Below are 20,930 nucleotides of genomic sequence, written 5' to 3' on the forward strand. Positions count from 1 at the left end.
CGGTAGAATTAAAATTATGATTTGCAAGATTATTCTGAACCTCCCTTAGAATGGAGTATTGATTTAAAACCGGAGAACTCCCCCCTCATCAGAGCTTCCCTTATCCCTCTCATCAACCATCCGTAATAGTGCAGGTTATGAAGGGTAAGAAGACGGGAGGCCAGTATCTCCTTAGCCTGATATAGATGCCGGAGATACGCTCTGGAAAACGTCCTGCAGGTGTAGCATTGGCAATCTTGGTCAACAGGAGTCTCGTCCTCTCCGTACTGGGCATTTTTTATAACCATTTTTCCGTGGTTTGTAAAGAGAGTGCCGTTTCTAGCATTCCTGGTGGGGAGTACACAATCAAAGAGGTCAACCCCCATCGACACCGCTTCCACGATATCCTCGGGCATCCCCAGCCCCATGAGGTACCGGGGCTTATCCGGAGGGAGATGGGACAAGGTTTTATAAGCGATTTCATATGTTTCCTCCTTAGATTCACCTATGCCCAAACCTCCCACGGCATAGCCGTCAAAGCCTATCTCCAATAGCTCACAAGCCGATCTCTCCCGGAGCGATGAGTAAACGCCTCCTTGAATGATTCCGAAGAGCGCCCTCTCTTGGTCCTTCCTCGCCTCTTTACAGAGCCTGGCCCAGCGTGTAGTCAGTTGGACCGAGTTTTCCATATATTCATAAGACGAGGGAAACGGAGGACATTCGTCCAAACACATCATGATATCGGTTCCCAAGGCTTCCTGTATCTCCACACATATACCCGGACTCAAGAAATGCTCACTGCCATCCAGATGAGAACGAAAGAGTATACCGTCTTCCCTGATTTTCCTGACTTTAGAGAGACTAAGCGCCTGAAACCCACCGCTATCGGTCAGAATGGAACGATTCCATCCCATGAACCGGTGTATCCCCCCCAGCTCCTCCACCTTCTTATGACCAGGTCTCAAGTACATATGATAGGCATTAACCACCAGCAGCTCGAACCCCATGTCCTCCATCTCATCCGGTGTCATCGCCTTTACCGATCCCTGAGTGGCCACGGGCATAAATGCCGGGGTCGCCACCGTGCCGTGAGGGGTATGAATCCTTCCTGCCCTTGCACCCGTATCTTTGTCTTTTTTTATAATTTCGAACTTAAACATATTTAGTGAATGATTTCGGATTGCAGATTGCGGATTTCGGATTGAACATTAGTTATCCTTTAAATCCGCAATCCGAAACCCCAAATCCGCAATTAATTAGATCCCCAGAACATCTCTCATGGTGTAAATTCCGGGAGGTTTGCCCACAACCCACCTTACTGCTCGGATTGCTCCTCTGGCAAAATTGTCTCGGCTAGTTGCCCTGTGGGTGAGCTCGATTCTTTCACCATCTCCCAAAAAAAAGACCGTATGCTCCCCAATTACATCCCCTCCGCGCACGGCTTGTATCCCTATCTCTTCCCTTTTTCTCTCCCCGGCCTGGCCATACCTCCCAAACCGGGCTACCTTTTTAAAATCCCTCCCCAGAGCCTCGGCAATCTCTTCTCCTAGCCTGATTGCAGTGCCGCTAGGTGAATCAACCTTATGTCTATGATGAACCTCGGTTATCTCCACATCAAATTCATCCCCAAGATAAGCGGCAACCCTTTTTGAAACCTCGAACAGGACGTTGATTCCAACACTCATGTTGGGAGAAATTACACAAGGAAAACTGCGGGCAAGTTCCTCGATCTTGCCTCTTTCATCCTGACTCAAGCCAGTAGTACCTATGACCATCGGCTTTCCGCTTTTTGAAGCATACTGGGCGTGCTCAAGCGTCGCTCCCGGGCTGGTGAAATCGATAACGGCGTCCGCTTCATCGGCGGCGTTCTCTATACTATCGGAAATAAGCAAATTGAGTTTACCTGCTCCCAGTACAACTCCAGCGTCTTTTCCCAGGTCCGGATGTCCTTTTTTTTCGGTTACCCCTACTACCTCTATCCCCTCTTCTAGTTGAAGTAGGGAGAATATTCTCCCTCCCATCCTTCCGGCAACGCCGGTAATAGCCACTTTTATCATTTATTTAAACTCTAAGCTCTTAAAGTTGCCGGGCCCGAGACCTTGGCTGGTCGTATCATCCAGCGCCTGGCAGTTTGAGATGCAGTTACCAGAGGTAATCTTCCACTTATTATCCAAGGCAGCCAGGACGTACTGAATTTCTATCTTTCTTTGAACCTGATTCTCAGAGTTAAGGGGTTTGAATTGCACTCCAAGCTCCGCAACCACAAAAGCCTGGCTGCCCACTATTCTAACTCCCTTGATCTCAAAATCTAGCAAGCTCCAATTGTATTTTTTTACCAGCCCTTGCTCCATGGTTATCCGGTAGCTCTCCTTGTCTAAATTGCCGGCGTATCCCGGTGATATGAAGTCATAGGTTTTCACAAAATCCGATTTTCCCAGCGCGTCCAGATAACCATCAACAACCTTGGCCGGGGAAGTGGAAGGCAGCTTTAAACCAGACGACGGAGACTTGGAAGCACCGACACAGGCGGATAGCCCCAGAATGAAAGCAAGAGTAAGGAGAGAAAACAACTTATTACTCGGCATTCGATTATCCATCGCCTTAAACTCGGCAAATAGGATAAGTGTAATTGGGTCAAATTTCAAGGAAACAGATTAACCGGCCTGGGGCATCCCTTTATTTCTTGACAAAGTATGTCTATAGTTGATGCTTTTTACGGTATGAGTGAGCTTCAAGAACCGCGCCCGGTTAAGCTTATCATCGGTCTTATATACAGCCAGAATGCTAAGATCGATGAATGCATAGAAAGACTCAGGGACAGCTTCGGCGACATCGACTTCATCAGTGACCGGTTGCCCTTTCAATTTACCTCATACTACGAAGAGGAGATGGGAAAAGACCTTTCCAGAAAAATCATCAGCTTCAGAAAGCTGATAAGGCGGGATGAGTTAGCGGACATAAAGGTATTCACTACTAAGCTCGAAAGAACCTTTTCCATAACCGGCAAGAGGACAATAAACATAGACCCCGGGTACATAGCCTACGAGCACTTGATTCTTGCGACGGGAAAGGGATACTATCACCGCCCCTATTTGGGCAAGGGAGTTTATGCAGACTTGACCCTCGTATTCAGGAATAAAGAGTTTCAGACACTGGAATGGACTTATCCCGATTATGGAGGTGAAGACTTGAGAAGGTTATTCAAAGAGTTAAGGGAAAGCTATACCCGGCAACTGGCGAAGGAGCTAGGCCAATGAAAAGCATGACCGGGTTTGGAAAAAGCGAAGAGGAGAGCAGCCTGGGGAGAATAGTAATCGAGGCCAGGGCGGAAAACCATAGATTCTTGGACGTCAATTTCCAGTGTCCTGACACAATCTCGCCGATTGAATCCGACCTAGCCCAGATAGTGAAGAAATCCATAGTACGGGGAAAAGTCCGGGTAACTATTGCCGCGGAATCATCGAGAAATAAGCTTACGGTCATAAACACAAGCCTGGCCAAGGAGTCACTGAAAACACTGGAAAACTTGAAGCGAGAGCTGGGGATAGAGGAGGAGACGAAGCTTCACCACCTCCTCATGATAAAAGAATTCTTTTCCTCCGAGGTAAAACCCGCGGCCAACAAAGAAGACTACTCCCGGATAAAAGAAGCGCTAACCAGGGCTATAGAGAATCTCGACGGGACCAGGGTGTCGGAGGGTAAGAAACTGGAGAGGGACCTTAGACAAAGAATCGGAAAAGTGGAGAAGCTAATCGAGCAAGTCAGGAGAAGAAGAAAGAACAACACTAAAGAGGTTCAGGTCAAACTGAAGGAGCGCTTGAGAAAACTCTTAGAGGACACCCCAATTGATGAGACCCGTTTATACCAAGAGGCTGCTTTACTGGCGGAACGAAGCGATATCACCGAAGAGATAGTCAGACTCAAGGCGCACATCGGTAAGTTCAAGGAAATCCTGAAAAAAGAGGGGTCGATCGGGAGGGAGCTCGATTTCCTGCTCCAGGAGATGAATCGTGAAGCCGGTACCATTTCCGCAAAATCCAAGGATGCGGAAATCTCACACTTCATAATAGAATTTCGCTCCGAGCTCGAAAAGATGAGAGAGCAGGTGCAAAACGTAGAGTAGGCCAGAATAAGGCAAACTCCGAGTCACAAGCATCAAATGACAAACAAATTCAAAATCGCAATGAACCACCCTGCAGCAAGCTGCAGGTATCCGAAAATTTCCCCTCCCTTGATGGGAGGGGATGAAGGGGAGGGTGAATCACCCCCACTCCTTCGGCTTCGCTCAGGACAAGGCTTAATCCTCCCCCTCTATGGAGGAGGATGGATAACCCTGTGGCAAGCCACAGGGAATTCTCAAGTTAAAAACATTTTAGGTTTAGAATTTCGAACTTAGGATTTGTTTGAAATTTGTGATTTGAAGTTTGGTTATTGTTTTCCCGGCGTCTTAGTGTCTTGGTAGCAGTAATGGGAATTTGGCATTACTTAACCTCTTTCTCTTTCACTTCACCGTCGGCCGTGAATACCTTTACCTTCCCTTGAACCACAGTCTCAAGATGTACCGGCCTGGTCCAGATCTTACCTATCTGATTCAGCACATCCTTTGCCCAGTCTAGCTTCAAATCTACCCCCTCATGCCGGTGAACCAGATAGATTTCTCCTCGATTCATGTAATTGCCATCTACTACCTCAATGATTGGTCTGCCGCAATTGGTGAGAAGAAATAATAGTTTCTCTTTTATTTTTTTAAAATCCCGGCTTTCAATCTCATACATGCTGGTAGAGCGGTTGTAAGCGTAGGTAAAAAGCCCGTGCTCACGACAGAAATCCTCGGTGAGAAATTCGTCGATAAAGGTAATATCACTATAAAGCCGCCTAACCTCAAAGATCTTTTCTCTCCCCAAGCCCAGCTTTTTGTCCCAGCTTCTTTTCTCTTCGATATCATCGCACTCTTCGTAGTCCTTCCCAAATTTGCCCTTGTTCCATCTGTCTTCAATATCCCTGAATAGCTCCACCCCCAACTTGTAGGGATTAATGGCCCCAGGGCTGGTGGCTAGGGTTCCGGAATGGTGGTCGGCATAGTCTATTACCTCTTTATCGGTAACAACCCTCTCCGTTAATAGCTTGGAATGCCAATAGGAAGCCCATCCCTCGTTCATAATCTTTGTTTGTATCTGCGGGGCGTAGTAATAACTCTCCTCCCTGACCATGGAAAGCACGTCTCTTTGCCACTCCGGGAGCGGGGCATTCTCCAGGAGGAAAAGAAGCAAATCCCGTTCCGGGGACTCCGGGAAATTTCTCTTCCTGGCTTTTTCCTCCTCGGCTTTTCCTATCTGCCATTCGATAAAATCGGCCGGGTTTATGTAGTCTTCCAGATATTCACTCGGACTTCGAAGCTTCGGGGAAGTCTTTCTTTCCGATTCATCCTCTTCCAGGACGCTTTTTTTTCCGCTCCTCCGGTTTATGAAGGTTGAATGAATGTCGATCAGGTCTTCAATCGAGAGACACGCATCTATGAAGCTCTCTACCTCTCCGTATCCGTACTTATCGATGTATCGGCGGATTCTTACGGCGTGGTTGGCCATCTCGTCTAGCATTTTTCTGTTGGTACCGGAAAAACAGAAATTGTTCTTGAAGAAATCGGAGTGTCCGTAGACATGGGCTATCACCAGCTTCTGGTCGATATCGGTATTACCCTTGAGCAGATAAGCATAACAAGGGTCGTTGTTTATGACCATCTCATAGATGCGGTGTAAGCCGTAGGAGTAGCTCTTTGAGATCCTCTCGTACTCCATGCCAAAACGCCAGTGTGGGTATCTAACCGGAAACCCACCGTAGGAGGCGAGCATGTTCATCTCCTCGAAATCAATCACCTCGAAAATGACCTCGAAGAAATCAAGCCCGTATTCGAGGGCATGTTGCTTTATGACATCTACGTAGTTTTGTAGTTCGGAAGAAAGCATTACCTGCCCTTTCCCAGGAACTGTTTTATGGAATCGTATATCGCTTCTTTGTCCGGAATCTTCGATAAAACTAGGTTCTCCTTCTGGCCCAGGTTATCTTCCAAGTCATAGTAAAATTGCCCGCTCCCATAGGGGCTTTCCACCTGTCCATAGCAGAAAAGATTGACCGAGGGTAAAAAGGCTTCTTCCAGTATTTCGATACATTCGTGTGTATCATCACGTGACCAATTGTCCCCGTCTGAAAAATGAAATATATATATATTCCACTCATCGGGGGGATAGTGCTCGTCGATGATCTTGCGGCAGAGCTTGTACGCCGAGGATATTATGGTCCCGCCGCTTTCCCGGATACGGAAAAAGACATCACGATCAACCTCATGCGCCACGGCGTCGTGGACGATATACCTGGTATCCACGCCCTTATACTGGTGCTTGAGCCAGGTATCTATCCAGAAGGATTCCACCCGCACTATTTCCTTCTGCTCACTACCCATCGAGCCGCTCACATCCATCATATAGATCACTGCAGCGTTGAAAGCGGGCTCCTCCACTGGCTCTCTCGACTTATAGCGCTTGTCCTCGGAGGTGGGAATTATCACCGGGTTCTCCGGGTCGTAGGAGCCGGCTATGATCTGGCGTTTAAGGGCTTCTTTAAAAGTACGCTTCAAATGTTTTAGGGACTCGGGACCGGTAGTGTGGATATTGGTGTACCGCCCGGTATAGCTCTTTATGTTTCTCCTACCACGCGGCTCTACATTCGGTAGCTCTAGCTCCTCCCCCAAAATCCTGGCGATTTCGTCGAGGGTGAGTTCGACCTCCAGTATATGCGCCCCCGGTTGATTCCCGGCATGCCTGTCTCCGTCCGTCTCACCGATAGCAACGGGAGTCCCCTCCTCCCCTTCACCCTGCCCTACCCCGCCGGTCTTCTGGGGCGAATGGACGAAATGAGGTATTTCTATTTGCGGAACGGGGATGCTCACCAGGTCTTTCCCCTTTTTCCCGATAAGCTCGGAATGAACGATGTACTTCCTCAGATTCTCCCGGATTTTTCCCCTCACGATTTCTCTGAAGCGGCCCCAGTCTTGTTCAATCTTGAGGATCAATTCCCTCTCCTTCCTTCGATCAGGAATAACCTTCCACTGCCCAAAAATGTAGGGGTTCAAAATTTTGAACCCCTACATTCCCCTATTTCCTGCGTTCTCTATAATCCTTTATGTCCCCACGGGCAAATATACTGGCCACGTAGGTAAGGACGTCCGTCGCACATGATTCACAGTAGTCATAGTCGCGGATAAGCCTGCTCTTGACGATTTCTATCTTTTCTTGCGTGGCTTTGTCCACGACGTTGGTTACCAGGCTGGTGAGTTTGATCGAATCCTTCTGGTCTTCGAACAACTTGAGCTCCAGAGCGCGCCTGAGTCTCTCGTTAGACCGGTAGTCGAATCTCTTGCCCTCGAGCGCCAGGGCGGCAATGTAATTCATGATCTCCCTCCGGAAATCATCCTTCCTGGACTCGGGGATGTCTATTTTCTCCTCGATAGAACGCATGAGCCTCTCGTCCGGCTCCTCGTCTTCGTCGGTGAACAGGTTCTTGACCTTCTCCCTACGGACGTAGGCTTTCACGTTATCGATATAGTTGGCGCATAACCTGGCGATTGATTCCTCGTCGGCGGCAATGGCCCGCTGAACCTCGTTCTTGATTATCTCTTCATACTCCTGTCTTACCAGGGTGAGAAGCTCTTTATATCGCCTCCTCTGGGACTCGTTGGAAATAAGCGAGTGATGAGCCAGTCCGCTTTCGATCTCGCTCATGACCATGAAGGGATTCACGCATTTCTTGCTCAAATCGCTAACCAGGGCGTTCGAGATTTTATCCTGGATATATCTCGGTGAAATACCCTCCATCGCCTCCCGTTCCGTCTCCTTCTTCAGTTCCCTTATCGTATCTTCGGTAAAGCCGGGAATCACGCTTCCGTCGTAGAGCTTCAGCTTCTGCATGAGGGTAATTCCGGCCTTCTTCGGCTCTTCCAAGCGGGTGAGTACCGCCCACATAGCGGCGATTTCCAGCGTGTGAGGGGCGATGTGTTTACCCTTTATCCTGTCGGAATTGAAATCCCTTCGGTAAATCTTTATTTCGTCGGAAAGCTTGGTTATGTAGGGAATGTCGATCTTTATGGTACGGTCCCGGAGGGCCTCCATGTATTCATTATTGACCAGCTTTTTATACTCCGGCTCGTTTGTGTGTCCAATTATCGCCTCATCTACATCTACCTGGGCGAATTTCTTGGGCTTGATCTTGTGCTCCTGGGTGGCTCCGAGTAGGTCATAAAGAAACGCCACGTCCAGTTTCAGGATCTCGATGAATTCGACGATGCCTCGATTGGCCACGTTCAGTTCCCCGTCAAAATTGAATGCCCGGGGGTCGGAATCGGACCCGAATAAGGCTATTTTTCGGTAATTTATATCCCCGGTCAGCTCGGTTGAGTCCTGGTTTTTCTCGTCCTTGGGCTGGAAGGTCCCTATCCCAATTCTATCCATTTCCGAGAATATTAATCTTTTGACCCTCACATGGGAAACGACCTTCTCCCAGTCACCCATGTATTTCTCCATGAGCTGATTGTAGTAAAACCTGCATACCGGACAAAGGTCTCCCTCTATCCTCAAATATTCCTCGTCGTCTTTTCCGCGATTTATCTCCGAGAGAATCCTCTCTCTTACGCTGGACGGGACCAAACGGAGTGGCTCCTCGTGCATGGGGCAATCTACTTTCTCCGTCGAGCCGTTTTCGTTCTCCACCAGCCAATAAAATGAATATATAGCTCCCTCCGGAGTCTTAGTATATTCTTCCAGTCCGTGCTTGAAGAGCCGGACGATAGTGCTCTTCGAACTCCCCACCGGGCCGTGGAGAAGAATAATTCGTCTTTCCGGGCCGTAGCCCCGCGCCGCCGCTTTTATCACGTCGACCAGTTTCATGAGATATCTGTCCAGCCCGAATATGGCATCTCTCCCGTGGGAAATCGGGTCATCGAAGAATTTATAATGTATTAGTTTCTGCTTGAACTCGGTGTATTCTTCCGTTCCATAGGAAGTGATCATATCGTAAATCCTCTGAAACGCCGTCCGAACAACCTTTGGGTTTTGATAGACCAAATTGAGATAATCATCAAAGCTTCCTTCCCAATGGAGCTCCTGAAATCTTCCGGGGTGAAGTGATTCTTTAATTATAGAAGCGAGCTTACTTCTTTCTCTTCCTTCTACCTCTTCTTTCATTTTGAATACACCCCCCTTAACACTTTTTTATCGAAAAGAAGTCATAAAAATAGAAATAAATATATAAAATAGAAACGGACAAATAATAAATTAAGTAGAATCTCTTTTTTGTTACTACTTTTGTACCGCCCGTTATCGACATCATTCTTTTGACAAAGAACGTTCAGGGCTACTCATTCAAGAATCAATAAAAGTATAAAGAGCCAGCTAAGACATTGTCAATACTTTTTATGCTTATATACCCACTCGACGATAATTAGATAATTTTCTTTGACGTAAAATCTGACCGATATCCTCGTAGGAACAGCTCTAACAATGGCTGGCTGTGTCCACTTTCCCACCATAACGAAAGAAGGTTGAAACCACAACGGCGCTATGTTATGATTCCGCACCTATTCAAATAACTGCCGAAAAACCGTACACAAGGAGCGGAAGGAAATGAGTATTCTCGTGAACAAGAATACCAAGGTAGTGGTTCAAGGAATCACCGGAAGCGCCGGACTTTTTCACGCCACTCAGTGTCGTGAATATGGAACAAAAATAGTCGGAGGCGTCACGCCGGGCAAAGGAGGGACAGAGATAGAAGGTTTTCCGGTTTTTAACACGGTTTCGGAAGCGGTGAAAGAAACCAGTGCGAATACGTCTCTCATATTCGTTCCCGCACCGTTCGCCATGGATGCCATTGTTGAGGCAGTAGACGCCGGGATCAAGCTGGTTATCTGTATAACCGAAGGCATACCCACCATGGATATGATAAAGGTAAAAAAATACATGGAAGGAAAACGAGCAAGGTTAATTGGTCCGAACTGCCCCGGTGTTATGACGCCGGGCGAAGCAAAAGTAGGAATCATGCCCGGATACATTCATCTTCCGGGGAGAATAGGGATAATCTCTCGGAGTGGAACCTTAACCTACGAAGCAGTATGGCAATTAACCAACCTGGGTATAGGTCAGTCGACAAGCGTAGGAATAGGCGGAGACCCGATTGTCGGCTCCAGCTTCATCGACATCCTAAAACTGTTCGAGAAGGATAAAGACACGGATGCAGTAGTGCTGATAGGAGAAATCGGTGGAAGCGCCGAAGAAGATGCGGCCGCTTTCATTAAAAAGAGCTTCAGTAAGCCGGTGGTAGCGTTCATTGCCGGGGCAACAGCCCCAAAAGGAAAGAGAATGGGCCATGCCGGCGCTATAATTTCAGGCAGTTCCGGCACGGCAGCAGACAAAAGGGCGGCTTTAGAACGCGCCGGGGTAAAGGTTTGTCCAAGCCCGGCTGAGATTGGAGAGACGCTGAGGCAGGCAATCAGTTGAGAGGAGTTCGCCCTTCGACTAGCCCAGGACGAACGGGTTTGTTCTATTTTATAAAGCTTTTTCAGCGGATTTAAATCCGCTCATACTGAGCAAGTATGAATATAAAACGAAGGAGTTTCCCTTAGACATTGCTCTGAACAGGCTTTCCCCGTCGAGTAGAAAGGATGAAATTATTTCTCTGCGCTCAAAGGGGAAAGAAGTTACTCATTTCAGAAACATAGTGGAAGTAACTATCATGCTCACCCAAGCTTTACCGCTTCCTCGATGAGCATAATCGGGATATCGTCCTTGATGGGATATAAGAGCTTGCACTGGTCGCAGATCAGACCAGAGCCGTCCTGGTTTAATCGGATATCCCCCTTGCACTTGGGACAGGCAAGTATCTCCAGTAACTTTTCGTCTATGGGCATTTTCAACTCCGTTGACCTTATCTTGGTTTTTTACATTTGCCATCCCCGTCTTGACAAACTGGATTCCCACTTCCGTGGGAATGACCAATCAGAGGATTCACGCTTAAACTTGTACCCGCATGTACCAAGCGGGTAACTTGCGGGAATGACATAAAGATATTCGTAAATTTAGTAATTCGAAAATATCTTCCCTTGATTGTAAGTACAAGAGATTGGTTATCTATACACATCCAAATTCTCCTTAAGCCACTCATAATGCCTCTTTAACCCCTGTTGAATATCAAACCTTGGTGAATAGCCAAAATCCCTTTTTGCCTTCGACACATCGGCATAGGTGTGCTTTGCATCTCCCCTCTGAGGCTCTTTATACTTTAGGTTAGCTCTCTTGCCGGAAATCTCCTCGATGATTTTGATCGCCTCGATGAGTTTTATCCTGCTCCCTCCGCCTACATTATAGCTTTCACCCTCTTTCCCTCGATAGTAAGCCTGTAAATTTGCTTCAACCGCATCATCTATAAAGGTAAAGTCCCTGGTTTGCTCTCCGGTGCCGTATATTTCTATTTCTTTTCCCAGTAGAATCGCGCTTATGAACTTATGAAACCCCATATCCGGGCGCTGCCTCGGCCCATATACCGTAAAATATCTGAGCGATACCACAGGAATGCCGTAACCTTTGAAATATAAGGAGGCCAGATGCTCTCCGGCTAATTTAGAAACGCCATAAGGAGAGACCGGGTTTGTAGGGGTAGTTTCCTTGATAGGAAGTTCGTCCGCGTCTCCGTAGACAGAAGAAGACGAGGCGTAAATAAACTTCTTTATCCCCGTATCCTTACACGCTTCGAGAAGAACCTGGGTTCCCATTATGTTGTTATCCACGTATTGATTGAAATCCTTACCCCAGCTAGCCCTCACACCGGGAATGGCCGCTTGATGAAACACCGCCTCTATAGAGTATAGAATTTCCCTCAAATTTAGGTTCAGTATGTTGCCCTCTACAAACCTAAACTTAGGGTTATCTTTCAATTTCTTCAAGTTGTTTTCCTTGATTCTTTTGGGATAATAATCGAGAAAAGAGTCAATGCCGATTATATCGAACCCCTCCCCGATAAGTCTTTCCGCAAGATTAGAACCTATGAAACCGGAAACCCCGGTTATTAATAACGACAATTTGCTCTTTACCTCCTTGCCTGTTTCAGCGGAGTAGAATACCATATAATATTAAAGTTTTTTCATCTTAGAAATCCATATTTGAGCTTTAACCCAAAATATACAAAGAAAAATTGCTCTTGATCCTTGCTGTTATAGTATTCCTCAAGCTGTCATTCCCACGGAAGTGGGAATCCAGTTTTTATTTATGGATCCCCGATAAAAGAATTCGGGGATGACAGAAAGGGCGGACACCCGCTGTTCCCCGGTTAAACCGTGGGACTGGTATGACAAAGGTCAAGTAGTCGATTAATTTTGCACCCGCATGTTTTACACGACGTCGCAAACGTAGAAGATTTGCAAAATGAGTTTAAGGAAATAGAAACGCGTTGATACTATTAATACATAATAAACCCAAAACAAGTTATAACAAGGCAATTTCCACTACTAGAAAGTAAACTATAACCCCATGCGAATCCTAATAATTAGAAGAGGGGCCGTCGGAGATACGGTTGTCACCCTCCCTACCCTGGGAATACTAAGAACCTGTTACCCGGATGCATATATAGAGGTAATAGGTAACCCGGATTACTGGGAGATTGCACACAAAAGATACTATGTAGATGCAGTTTCCAAAGGCGATGCCAAGCTTACCCCCGAGCTTTATTCAAGGGGAGGAGAAATAGGTAAAGGTCTTTCTCATTACTTCTCTTCCTTCGACCTGATCATAGGATACGTAAGCGACCCGGACGGAACACTCTCAGAAAACCTCAGGAAAACCGGTGCAGGAAGAGTGGTTACCCGTTCGCCTTTCCCCAAGGGAGATGAGAGGCACGCAGCCGATTATACCGCGCTTGTTCTCACCGAAATCGGGCTGGAGGTGAATCCTCCGCTATTTCCCAAGATTCATTTGAACGATGAAGACCTGGCTTTCGCATATCAATTCCTTTCTTCAATAGAACATAATCAGGCAGAGACGCCATCAATGGCGTCTCTACGAATAGAGCAATTTTCTCATTCGGCGCATAAACCTTTTGTAGCAATACATCCAAGGACATATGGTATTAAGGGGCTGCCGATTGAAACATTCGTTAAGATAGGGAAATGGGTTGAAAACACAATCGATGCGAAGACAATGTGGATTACCGGTCAGGCCGAGGAGGAGAACATAGATATTATCAAATTGAACTTTCCCTCGTCCATACTTTTTCATCTCCAGCCCCTTCCTAAAGTCGCCGCCGTTCTCCGACTCTCCCGCTTCTATATCGGATGCGACACCGGAATCTCCCACCTTGCCGCCGCCGCCGGGGCGCCGGTCATTGCCCTATTTGGCCCTACCAACCCGCATGTCTGGGGCCCAAGGGGTAGCAAGGTCTGGATAGTAAAGGCTGATGACATGGCCGAATTTGAGGATGAGAATCTAAAAGAGATAATCTATAAATTCGACGGAATAGGCGATGTAAAGGAATACAGAATACTTCCTTATCGACCTGAAAAATAATCACGTTCAAATTACGGGCATAAGTTTGTATTCCGAACATAGGCAACATTCTATTAAAAGGTAGGGAACGCATACCTGTCCAGCAAAGTCGAAGGATATGCGTTCCTTACAAGGCTTATGGATTCACTTAAATAGGTGCAGGATTGAGCGGTCGCCATGTACCACAATATAAGCAGTCCTCCAAAAACAAACACTCGACTAAAATCACACTTGACAGGGATTTGTAGGAGTGATAATAGAGATTATATACAGATAAATCCTGCCAAGCCTGGAAAGAAAACTGTTTTTTATAGCTCTGGCCTGGGGAATATCACTCCGCTCTTTCTTCTACTTTTAAATGGGAAGCATTTATAACATAGCAACTAGGAGGATGAAATGTCCAAAAAGTCCACCGTCGGAATCAAAAAGAAATCACCCAGGCGGGCCCTCTGCGTAGGTATAAACGACTACCCATACGAGGGGAATGACCTAAACGGCTGTGTCAACGACGCCAATGCCTGGGCCGGGCTGCTGACAAAGCAATACGGATTTCCGAAGTCAGACGTCAAGGTACTGCTCGATTCGGAAGCGACTAAAAAGAACATAATGAAAGCGCTAAAGAGATTGATGGCCGGGGCAAGGCCGGGAGACATACTGGTTTTTACCAACTCATCGCACGGTTCTTATGTCGCCGATACAAGCGGAGACGAGGAGAAGTATGATGAAATACTCTGCCCTTATGATATAGAGGACAACCATATCCTCGACGACGAGCTAAGAGAGCTAATAGCCAACTTAAAATCCGGGGTTAATATGACGGTTATTTTGGACAACTGTTTTTCCGGTACGGCCACGCGGGCGGCTGTCGCCGAAATAATTCCCGGCCTGAAAACACCGGATGACCGGCGGGTGCGTTTTCTTAGTCCGGCCCTTCGCGGGCTGCCGGTGCTCCAAAATCCCTGGAGTGCCAAGCCCAATTCAAAGATGAAACAGCCAGAGTCGAAGATGATGGAGATCCTATTGAGCGGATGTACAGACAAAGAATACTCATACGACGCATTCTTTGACGGTGTTTACCACGGCGCCTTAACCTATTACGCCATACAAGCCATAAGGCAGGCCAATTATAAGCTAACCTACTCTCAGTTGCATAAGCGTATCGTCAATCTAATCAGCGACTATCCGCAACACCCTCAGCTCGAGGGGAAGAGTTCAAACAAAAAGAGGCAAATATTTAGCTGATATCTACCATAGGAATGACCCGGCGGGTCGTCTCTACGATATAATTTGAACTACAGAAAAACCAGCGGACACCAACCATAATAACAAAACGGGGAGGCTTTTATGACCGGTTCAAGGCAAAAGGCACTGTCAGAAATCGCCAATTTGGAATGGGAAGAGTTTGAAAAACGCCTTCTAACCACCACCAGAGGGAGAAGGAGGGCTGGAGCGGATGAAACGGCAATGCGGCAATACTTCGGGGACGAGGAATTTGAGGAACTGCAGAAGCTGGCCTACGAGGCCCAACGGTCAAGACAGAGGGCCCCGGTCCTGGGAAACCTGGTACTCCTTCCCGGCATTATGGGGTCCTATCTGGTCACCGTAGACAACGATGACGACGAAGACCTGGTCTGGGTAAATTTCTTTAGACTTATAAAAGGAGACATCAAACGGTTAAAGCTATCCCCGGATGGCCATAGTGAGGCCAATCCAAAATACCGGGTAAAGACCAGCATCATACACAAGGGCACATATGCCCGTGCAATGCTCAAGTTAAGTGCACGCTGGAACGTAAAACCCTTTGCCTTCGATTGGCGGAAGGACATAGACCTATCTTCCAGGGCGCTGGCTGACTTCATCGAAGAGAAGTTCAAGGACGAGCCGGTGCATCTTGTGGCACACTCCATGGGTGGGTTGGTGAGCCGGAATTTCATACGTCTCCATAAAGACCTATGGGAAAAGATGCGTGATGGAAATGGTGTCCGGGGGGGACGGTTGGTCATGCTGGGGACGCCCAACTACGGCTCTTTCGCCATCCCGCAGACGATGACCGGGGTGGAAAAGATGGTCAGGCTGTTAGAAGCGGCCGATCTAAAAAATAATCTTAAGGAACTACTTGAAATCATCAACACCTTTGTCGGCAGCTACGAGATGCTTCCAGCTCAAAGCAAGATCCCCGAGCCCACCCAGGCTATCTATAGGGCAGAAACCTGGGGGAAATTCCCCGTCTTCGAGAATCATCTCAAGCGCGCTCTGAAGTTTCATTCCGACCTGGAGACAGAAAAAACTATAGACCCCGAGCGCATGACTTATATAGCCGGTTGCAACAGGGAGACCCTCTCCGGGCTTGAAATCGTCGAACCGGGCAAGTTCAAGTATTTCATAACCTACGACGGCGACGGTCGTGTTCCCCACCGGCTAGGCTTGCTGGAAGGGGTTAAGACATATTACGTCGAGGAAGACCACGGGAGCCTACCCAAGAACGACAAGGTGATTACCGCAATAGACCAACTGCTCGAACGCGGAGAAACTTCGGTCCTGCCCGACCGCCCCATCACGGCAAGGGTTACGCTACCGGAGGGAGCCACCTGGCATCGCTCATTAGGAGAGTATCTGGTCAGGTCTGAAGTGGAGAAAATCGCCAGGCAGGCAGAATACGACTACGACAATGTTAGCCCCGATGACCTTCGAATTGCCGAAGAAACGGTGATGAGAGCGGCTATCGGTGAGAACCGGCCTGTCAAAAAGCCGGCTCACAGAAAACCGGCACCACCGGTGAGAAAGAAACCACTCCGCATCGATGTTGTCTTGGGTGATGTCACCAAAGTTAGCGCGCCGGTGGTTGTGGTCGGTCATTACAAAGGCGTGACTCCGATCAGCGCAATCGGCGCATTAGACAAGAAGCTAGGCGGCTGGATCCGCCAAGCCACGGAGCACTCCATGCTCGCCGGAGAATTAGGACAACTATACTTCATTCCGGTGATGCGCAATCAAATAGCCGCAGACACCGTCCTGGTGGCGGGCATGGGGCAGGAAGGAAAATTCAGCCGGGACGACCTGAGCTATTTGATGTTGAACGTAACCCAAGCCATATCCACCCTGGAATTGGACAGTTTTGCCTCGGTGATTATCGGGGGCGGTCAGGGCAGTCTGGAGCTGGACGATGCTCTCAAAGCCATCCTGCTTGGAATATCCGAGGCGCTTGAACGAATGGGCGATAAAAAGAAGGTAAGACGTATCACCTTTGTCGAGTTTGATTCCAAGCGCCACAAAGATATCGCCGATATTCTAACCAGTTACAAGGATGAGAACTTCCCGCCAAATCTGGAGATCAAGGTATTTCGAAGGGCACTCCCCGGGGCAATAAAGAAGCCTAAGGCAAAAACGATTGATCGTTCCCAAGATAGACGTGCCGATGAATTTGGGCCCCGAATAACCATCGAACGCGATGGGGATGTCTTTCGCTTTTCCGCGCTCACTCGAACGGCCGTGATTCCGGTTCGGGAGGTAGAGATACAGTCTTTTTTCTCCGAGGGTATGTCAGACCGGCTGATGTCGTCAAGCACAAAAGGGGAACAAGAAATGTTCGGGCAGCTCCTCCACAGCTTAATACCCGAAGAATTTCATGCCTTCTATGACACGGTAGAACCATTGACACTCATCCTGGATCGAAGCACTGCCTCTTTACCCTGGGAAATGGCTTGTTTTGACGGGCCTAGAGGCACTAATTTTTTTGGGACTGAACTTCGACTCACCCGTCAATTTCGCACGTTACTCTCTCCAGCACCGGCTATAGCGCCTAAGCTCAACGATAGACTCCGGGTTTTAGTGATCGCCGACCCGGCTCCGGACAGGCTCCACCTGCCCGGAGCCCAAGAGGAAGGACGAGAAGTTGTCAGAATACTCAACCAGGTCAGGAACGAATGGGGTCTTAAGATCGAAGTTATAGACCGGATCGGTCCGGCTGAGTGTGAGCCGGTCGAAATACTTGCCCTCCTGCATAATGAGGAGTTCGACGTCGTACACTTCGCCGGACACGGCATCTTTGATCAGGAGAAGCCCTCGCGTAGCGGCTGGGTGTTCGGGCTGGATAAAGGGCAGCCGGAAAAACTCCGCACCCTGTCCGCGCTCGAAATATTTCGCCTAAGGCGGGCTCCTCGTCTGGTCTTCTCCAACGCCTGTTTCTCAGCCGTCGTTTACCGGGGTAAACCCCTGACCGCCGAAGAGATGAATCGTAACCTGGCCGGGTTGGCCGAGGCATTTTTTGAACGAGGCGTCCTAAATTACATAGGCGCCGGCTGGCCGGTGCAGGATGACCTGGCTATCGGTTTCGCCACCGAATTTTACACCCAGGCCCTAATCGGCAGACCGGCAAAATCGCTTGGGTCAAATAGTAACCTTTTCAGTGGCGAGAAACCCGGTTCGGCTAAGGGGCGTCCTAATCCCCTAACTCTCGGACAGGCCGTTTCTGAAGCCCGGAGACTTATTCTGCATAACGGCTCGACCTGGGGAGCCTACCAGCATTACGGCCAAGCCAGCGATAAACTGATTAAACTGGAGGATACCCCGGAATCAAAAACTGCGCCGATGCCAAAAACCGCAGCGAGAAAAGAGGGAAAAGCTAGACCGAGCCCAAAGAGAGAAAGGTAGACACCACCTTACTTCAAAGAGAGACCACACGAAAGGAGTTTCTTAGATAATAACGAGATAAACTTTGACCCCACCATTCAGACCAGAAATAATTTTGAAATGAAACTTTGGACCAGATAAGTGCCGCTAAGCCCTTTTGAACTAGAGATTTTCCAGAATATATTGAGTTCCATCGCCGAAGAGATGGGTATGGTGTTGGTGCGTGCCGGGTTCTCCCCCAATATCAAGGAACGGAGGGACCTATCCTGCGCCATATTTGCGGCAAACGGGGAGATGATAGCCCAGGCCGCACACATCCCCGTTCATCTGGGCTCGATGAGCTTTGCAGTAAAGGCTGTCTTGGAAGAGCCCGACATAAATCACGGGGACATATTCATACTAAACGACCCCTTCCGGGGCGGAACCCATCTTCCGGACATAACCTGCATTGCACCGGTTTTCATAGATGGGAGTTTAGAATTTTTCGTAGCCTCAAGGGCCCACCACGCCGATGTAGGGGGAGCCACGCCCGGCTCCATGCCCCTTTCCACGTCGATTCACGAGGAGGGAATAATTATCCCTCCCTCTAAACTGTACAGGAGAGGGAGGCTAAACAGCTCTCTCTTCAAAAAAATCCTCTCCGCTACCAGAGACCCGGAAGAAAGGGAAGGGGATTTCAAGGCCCAAATCGGGGCACTAGAACTAGGGGAGAAGAGACTGAAGTCGGTCATAGAGAAATATTCGCTCCCAAAGATAAAAGAGGCGGGATTCGAGCTATTAGACTACAGCGAAAAAATGATGAGAAGGGTAATAAGGCAGATACCGAAGGGGGTCTATAATTTTGAGGACTACTTAGACGATGACGGCGCCGGCACAAAAAAAATAACAATCAAAACAGCTATCACCATAAACCGCAGCCGGGTAAGGGTAGACTTCACCGGAAGCTCTCCTCAGGTCAAGGGATGCCTCAATACCCCTCTTAGCGTTACCACGGCAGCAGTCCTATATGTATTTCAATGCCTCGCTCCCCAGGAAATGCCCCTTAATTCAGGCCCGCTTAGAGCGATAGAAATCATCGCCGAAAAGAACTCTATAATTAATGCCAGTTTTCCCGCTGCTGTGGCCGGAGGAAACGTCGAGACCTCCCAGCGCATCGTGGATGTGGTTTTTGGGGCGCTAGCCCAGGCAATTCCGCTAAAGACCCAAGCGGCAAGCTCAGGCTCTATGAGCAACATTACTTTTGGCGGAAAGAATCCGCGTACCGGAAAAGACTTTGCCTACTACGAGACAATCGCCGGCGGGATGGGAGGCCGGTTTGGAAAGAAAGGCGTGAGCGCCGTACACACCCACATGACCAATACCCTGAATACCCCAGTTGAAGCGATCGAAAGAGAGCTCCCGGTAATGATAGATGCTTATTCCATACGGAAGGGAAGCGGTGGAGACGGCAAATATAAAGGCGGAGACGGTATCGTCAGAGCATACAAATTCCTTTCTGGAGCGACCGTTACCCTGATTACGGAGCGAAGAAGGTTCGCTCCTTACGGAATAAAAGGCGGAAATCCGGGCAGGAAAGGTAGAAACGTCCTAATTCGGAAAAATAAATCACGGGTAATCCCACCCAAATCAACCCTTCGGGCCAGGAACGGAGATGTCATCCGAATAGAAACCCCCGGCGGCGGCGGATGGGGGAAGAAGTAAACCCAATCTTATGAGCAATTCTATCACCAATACCAAAGTAGTAAGAATAGTTTAAAACCCGTTCGTCCGGGGTAGTGCGCTGGTCCCCAATTTAATCGGGGAACCATCGAGGGATAATAATCATACTTCGGCATCTTCGACAAGGTTCAGAATATGATCGGGTATGCCAGTGGCAGAATGAATGTAAGGAACGCAGACCTGTACTGAGCAAGGTCGAAGTATCTGCGTTCCCTACAAAATAATAAAAATGCAGCAGTCCTCACCGCGGGTTAAACGGCGAATAGCCCGAGAACTTCCAGCGGAGAGGAACGGCGTTCGCTATCTCTATTACCTGTCTGATTTTAAACTCCACCAGGCGCTCGGCTCCGGCGAACTCTTCGACACGGTCTTGGTCCCAGATTACACTTGCTTGTCCGTTTACCTGGAGCGTGCTGCCGTTCTCGAAATCAATGAACAGTAGCCCGGCATTTGGGTTGGCGGTAATGTTGCCGAGCGTGTTGAACATGTTATTGCCGGAATAATCGGGGAATAGGATCTTACCTGCGTTCACTACCCTAATGAATCCCGGATGACCGCCGCGATGTGAGGCATCCGCACCCGTCTCCGGATGGAAACTGGCGATAAAGAAGGTATCAGCCAGCCCGGACGGTAAGCATATCTTAGCGCAGGCTAAATCTTTTCGCGCCGTTTTACGAGACATGGTCGACAGGATAGTTAAAGGAAAACCAGTTCCGCAGGCAACAATCGATGAGATCAACAAACTTCTTAGCAGGCGGGCCGGGTGCAAACAACTGAGTCGGACTAGACAGGGTTTCGAAGAACGATTTCACCCAGAGACTGATGAGCCCGTTCATCTCATCGTACAAATTGCCGAATTTGCCAGTGACCTACTTTGTAATGTGGATTTTTCCCTTATAAAAAAATGCGGGAACCCGGTATGTGTGCTGTATTTCTACGATACCAGTAAAAATCACGCACGGCGTTGGTGCAGTATGAGTATCTGCGGAAATCGGATGAAGGTAGCCGCACACTACAAGCGACACC

General features: G+C 48.4%; 16 protein-coding genes and 1 pseudogene. 8 read left to right on the plus strand and 9 right to left on the minus strand.

The window, feature by feature from the left end; all coding sequences use genetic code 11:
- Positions 1–29 precede the first annotated feature (29 nt).
- The 3 genes from tgt to VNN20_09925 all read right to left on the minus strand — a co-directional run bounded on the left by tgt (position 30) and on the right by VNN20_09925 (position 2,564).
- Positions 30–1,139, minus strand: a complete 1,110-nt coding sequence (tgt, locus tag VNN20_09915) for a tRNA guanosine(34) transglycosylase Tgt (GenBank protein ID HWP92497.1) — start codon at positions 1,137–1,139, stop codon at positions 30–32.
- 96 nt (positions 1,140–1,235) lie between these two features.
- Positions 1,236–2,036 (minus strand): 4-hydroxy-tetrahydrodipicolinate reductase, encoded by an 801-nt coding sequence (gene dapB / locus VNN20_09920; protein HWP92498.1) that lies wholly within the window; start codon positions 2,034–2,036, stop codon positions 1,236–1,238.
- A complete protein-coding gene (locus VNN20_09925; GenBank protein HWP92499.1) occupies positions 2,037–2,564 on the minus strand; it encodes a hypothetical protein in 528 nt (175 codons plus the stop codon). It lies immediately after the preceding gene.
- Positions 2,565–2,699: 135 nt separating this feature from the next.
- Between VNN20_09925 and VNN20_09930 the strand changes: the two genes are divergently transcribed.
- Positions 2,700–3,236, plus strand: coding sequence for a DUF4416 family protein (locus VNN20_09930; protein ID HWP92500.1), 537 nt, complete (start codon positions 2,700–2,702; stop codon positions 3,234–3,236).
- Complete coding sequence (locus VNN20_09935) at positions 3,233–4,102, plus strand: YicC/YloC family endoribonuclease (GenBank protein ID HWP92501.1); 870 nt, start codon at positions 3,233–3,235, stop codon at positions 4,100–4,102. The genes VNN20_09930 and VNN20_09935 overlap by 4 nt, the downstream gene beginning before the upstream one ends.
- A 358-nt stretch (positions 4,103–4,460) precedes the next feature.
- On the opposite strand, the gene VNN20_09940 is transcribed toward VNN20_09935, so the two are convergent.
- The 3 genes from VNN20_09940 to VNN20_09950 all read right to left on the minus strand — a co-directional run bounded on the left by VNN20_09940 (position 4,461) and on the right by VNN20_09950 (position 9,212).
- Positions 4,461–5,942 carry a SpoVR family protein gene (locus tag VNN20_09940; protein ID HWP92502.1) on the minus strand — a complete coding sequence of 494 codons (1,482 nt, stop codon included), beginning with the start codon at positions 5,940–5,942 and terminating at the stop codon, positions 4,461–4,463.
- Positions 5,942–7,045, minus strand: coding sequence for a DUF444 family protein (locus VNN20_09945; GenBank protein HWP92503.1), 1,104 nt, complete (start codon positions 7,043–7,045; stop codon positions 5,942–5,944). Before VNN20_09945 ends, VNN20_09940 begins: the two co-directional genes overlap by 1 nt.
- 82 nt (positions 7,046–7,127) lie before the next feature.
- Positions 7,128–9,212 carry a serine protein kinase gene (locus VNN20_09950; GenBank protein HWP92504.1) on the minus strand — a complete coding sequence of 695 codons (2,085 nt, stop codon included), beginning with the start codon at positions 9,210–9,212 and terminating at the stop codon, positions 7,128–7,130.
- A 438-nt stretch (positions 9,213–9,650) separates the two neighbouring features.
- Here VNN20_09950 and sucD point away from each other — a divergent pair, with 438 nt between their 5' ends.
- A complete protein-coding gene (gene sucD / locus VNN20_09955) occupies positions 9,651–10,520 on the plus strand; it encodes a succinate--CoA ligase subunit alpha (GenBank protein ID HWP92505.1) in 870 nt (289 codons plus the stop codon).
- A 239-nt stretch (positions 10,521–10,759) separates the two neighbouring features.
- On the opposite strand, the gene VNN20_09960 is transcribed toward sucD, so the two are convergent.
- Positions 10,760–10,930 (minus strand): Trm112 family protein, encoded by a 171-nt coding sequence (locus VNN20_09960; GenBank protein ID HWP92506.1) that lies wholly within the window; start codon positions 10,928–10,930, stop codon positions 10,760–10,762.
- 216 nt (positions 10,931–11,146) lie between these two features.
- The gene (locus VNN20_09965; GenBank protein HWP92507.1) at positions 11,147–12,097 is read right to left on the minus strand and encodes an NAD-dependent epimerase/dehydratase family protein; all 951 of its coding nucleotides are present in this window, start codon (positions 12,095–12,097) and stop codon (positions 11,147–11,149) included.
- A gap of 448 nt (positions 12,098–12,545) precedes the next feature.
- Between VNN20_09965 and VNN20_09970 the strand changes: the two genes are divergently transcribed.
- The 4 genes from VNN20_09970 (at position 12,546) to VNN20_09985 (ending at position 19,886) form a co-directional block, all read left to right on the plus strand.
- A complete protein-coding gene (locus tag VNN20_09970; protein ID HWP92508.1) occupies positions 12,546–13,577 on the plus strand; it encodes a glycosyltransferase family 9 protein in 1,032 nt (343 codons plus the stop codon).
- Between the two features lie 375 nt (positions 13,578–13,952).
- Complete coding sequence (locus VNN20_09975) at positions 13,953–14,798, plus strand: caspase family protein (GenBank protein HWP92509.1); 846 nt, start codon at positions 13,953–13,955, stop codon at positions 14,796–14,798.
- A gap of 102 nt (positions 14,799–14,900) precedes the next feature.
- Positions 14,901–18,206, plus strand: a complete 3,306-nt coding sequence (locus tag VNN20_09980) for a CHAT domain-containing protein (protein ID HWP92510.1) — start codon at positions 14,901–14,903, stop codon at positions 18,204–18,206.
- A 120-nt stretch (positions 18,207–18,326) separates the two neighbouring features.
- Positions 18,327–19,886 carry a hydantoinase B/oxoprolinase family protein gene (locus tag VNN20_09985; protein ID HWP92511.1) on the plus strand — a complete coding sequence of 520 codons (1,560 nt, stop codon included), beginning with the start codon at positions 18,327–18,329 and terminating at the stop codon, positions 19,884–19,886.
- A gap of 259 nt (positions 19,887–20,145) precedes the next feature.
- On the opposite strand, the pseudogene VNN20_09990 reads toward VNN20_09985, so the two are convergent.
- A pseudogene (locus VNN20_09990) lies at positions 20,146–20,523 on the minus strand (pyridoxamine 5'-phosphate oxidase family protein).
- 61 nt (positions 20,524–20,584) lie between these two features.
- On the opposite strand from VNN20_09990, the gene VNN20_09995 reads away from it, so the two are divergent.
- The coding region (locus VNN20_09995) for a CGNR zinc finger domain-containing protein (protein ID HWP92512.1) at positions 20,585–20,930 on the plus strand (346 nt) is incomplete at its 3' end.

This window comes from Thermodesulfobacteriota bacterium (genome assembly GCA_035559815.1).
In the GTDB taxonomy this organism is placed as follows: Bacteria; Desulfobacterota_D; UBA1144; order Nemesobacterales; family CSP1-2; genus DATMAT01.